Source organism: Promicromonospora kroppenstedtii DSM 19349, from assembly GCF_000515355.1.
GTDB classification, from domain to species: Bacteria; Actinomycetota; Actinomycetes; order Actinomycetales; family Cellulomonadaceae; genus Promicromonospora; species Promicromonospora kroppenstedtii.
Genome location: NZ_KI911628.1, coordinates 8,257 through 10,915 on the forward strand (window position 1 = coordinate 8,257; position 2,659 = coordinate 10,915).

Here is a 2,659-nt window from a genome sequence, read left to right on the forward strand (position 1 = left end):
GCCCGCGGCTTCGGCGGCTTCGGCGTCAGCGACGGCCCGGTCGACGCCGGGTCCGGTCGCTTCTTGCCGTCCTCCCCGATCATTCGCGGCGCGGGCTTGATGGGCCAGCGCTCGACCACCCGCCCACGAAGCTCGTCACCACGAGCGGCGGCCACTCCGTCCCACACGACGGCGGCGACCACGACGGCGACCGAGCCCGCGAGCGTCACCAGCGCCTGCGGCACGAAGCCGCCGAAGGTCTCGTCGGCGTCGCCGTACAGCGTCGCGACGTCCGCCATCCCGCCGGTGCCGAGGCTGTACACGGCCCAGCCGAGCGTGGTCCCGAGCGCGGCGATCAGAGCGAGGGCCTGCGCGAAGACCACCGGCTGATGGTCGGCGTACTTGCGCAGCAGCACCCGTTGCGGGCGGGGAGCGTCCGGGTCCGCCAGCGCCTCGCGCAGGATCTCCTGCTCGCGCCGCTGCACGGCCGAGTCGGCGAAGAAGCCCACCACCAGGAGCGCGACCGCCACCACCATGAGGGCCGCGAAGACCCAGACACCGGCGACGAGCACCACCTCGACGCCCTCCCCGTACTCCACGCGGGGACCGGCGTCGGTCATGGAGCGGAACGGGTGGGTGACGAACAGCCAGAGCTGCATGAGGCTGAACCCGAGCGCGAAGCACACGATGCCCACGTACTCGTACCAGGTGGCTCGTCGTCGCAGGCGCTGAAGGTCGGGCGGGAGCTCGGCCTCGTCGTCCTCAGCGGGTCGCGCGGGGGCGGCGCGCCGCCAGGCGGCGTGCTCGTCGGTGGTGGTCCAGTGCGCGGCGATCTCCAGCCGACGCCGGTGGTGCGCGGGACGACCCGCCAGCGCGAGCAGCACGAACACCCCGCCGACCCCCGTGGCCACGAGGAACCCCCAGAGGATCGGCAGCTCGCTGCCGTTGACGGTGAAGGCCGCGATCACGGACATCAGCAGGCCGACCCCGGCGACCAGCACGGACATGACGAGGAACGGGAGGAACGGCGGCTGAGCCGTCACCAGGTCGACCTGGCTCGGGTGTGGCACGGCTGTTCTGGGCGCTCCCACACGGGCAGCCCGGACGAGGGCACGCGAGGTGATCACCTCGCGCAGCGCGAGCAGGACGGTGGTCACCACCCCGGCGCCGAGGGCGAGCACCAGCACCGGCAGCATGCCGGCCCGGGCAAGCTGGTCGAGCGCGCCGCTCACGGCGGGCTCGCCGAACAGGGCCTCCTCGCCGACCATCGCGACGGCCAGGAGGAGGACGAAGGAGGCCCCGATGCCGAGGAGGAACGGGGCGAGTGCGTTGATCGCGCCGTTCACGAGGCTCCCCGCGAGGCTCACCGGGTACACGCGCCAGCGCGGCTGATCTGCTGGAGGTCCTTGTGTCGTCATGGCGCGGGAAGTTTATCCATGACGACGAGAAAGGGCCCGGCCGTCGGCCGGGCCCTTCATCCGGTGGAGCTGGGGGGACTCGAACCCCCGACCCCCTGCATGCCATGCAGGTGCGCTACCAGCTGCGCCACAGCCCCGAATTGCGTTCGCCCAGGTGGGCGAGCGCCGTCAGTCTAGACCGATCCTGGCCCGGAGACCAAAGCGGGCCGGCAGCTCACCTCGTCCTTCGCTGTTCGGCTCGTCGGAGCGCTTCGATCTCGGCCGGACACCCGGCGCCGATCCGCCGTCCGGCCCGCCGGGCGGGCTAGTGTCCAGCTGACGGAGCCGACGCCGATACCGACCCGCGAGGTGCCCATGGCCGACAAGGTCGACCACAAGAAGATTCTCGACGCCTACCAGGCCAAGCGGGACCAGTTCCGGATCGTCGACGTGCCCGAGCTGCGGTACCTCGCGGTCGACGGGCACGGCGACCCGAACACCTCGCCGGCCTTCGCCGACGCCGTCGAGGCGCTCTACCCCGTGGCCTACACGCTCAAGTTCGCGAGCAAGCGCGAGCTCGGCCGGGACTACGTCGTCATGCCGCTCGAGGGGCTCTGGTGGGCCGACGACATGGACGCCTTCACGGCGGCCCGCGACAAGTCCCGCTGGGACTGGACCCTGCTGATCATGGTGCCGGACTGGACCGACCAGCAGATGTTCGACGCCGCGGTGGCACAGGTCCGGGCGAAGGGCGGCCCCGCGCGGCTCGGCGACGTCCGCCTGGAGACGCTGGCCGAGGGGTGCTGCGTGCAGACGCTGCACGTCGGCTCCTTCGACGCCGAGGCGGAGACTCTCGCCCGGATGCACGACGAGTTCATCCCCGCGGGTGGGCTGCGCCGGACCGGCCGGCACCACGAGATCTACCTCAGCGACTTCCGCAGGGTCGCGCCCGAGAAGCAGCGGACGATCCTCCGGCAGCCGGTCGCGGACGCCGCCGGGTCCGATCAGTGAGGGCCGGCCCACCAGCCCCTACGCTGGCCCGGTGACCGACGGAGCCGGTACCCGCCACGGCAGCGCAGGGCTGCGTCGCACCTACCTGAGCCTCGGCCTGGGTGAGTTGGCCGCGGTGGTGGTCTTCGTCGTCGCCCAGCCCGTGGTCGCCGCCCGGCTCGGCGACGCCGGCGGGCGGGCGCTGTGGTGGGCGATGGCGCCTCTGCTCGTGGTGCTGCTCCAGGGCGGCGCCTACTGGCTCGCCGCGCGAGGCTGGCTGCCCGGCTCCGGGC

General features: G+C 72.7%; 2 protein-coding genes, 1 tRNA gene and 1 pseudogene. 2 read left to right on the forward strand and 2 right to left on the reverse strand.

Annotation, left to right across the window (positions count from 1 at the left end):
* Together PROKR_RS34015 and PROKR_RS06015 are read right to left on the reverse strand one after the other, a co-directional pair.
* A partial coding sequence (locus tag PROKR_RS34015) for a hypothetical protein (RefSeq protein WP_169736337.1) occupies positions 1-1,397 on the reverse strand: 1,397 nt, incomplete at its 3' end.
* Between the two features lie 64 nt (positions 1,398-1,461).
* Positions 1,462-1,534 (reverse strand) — tRNA-Ala (locus PROKR_RS06015).
* A gap of 217 nt (positions 1,535-1,751) precedes the next feature.
* Here PROKR_RS06015 and PROKR_RS06020 point away from each other — a divergent pair.
* Positions 1,752-2,387, forward strand: coding sequence for a GyrI-like domain-containing protein (locus PROKR_RS06020; RefSeq protein WP_036960665.1), 636 nt, complete (start codon positions 1,752-1,754; stop codon positions 2,385-2,387).
* 31 nt (positions 2,388-2,418) lie between these two features.
* Positions 2,419-2,659, forward strand: a pseudogene (locus PROKR_RS06025) (hypothetical protein); the annotation flags it as partial.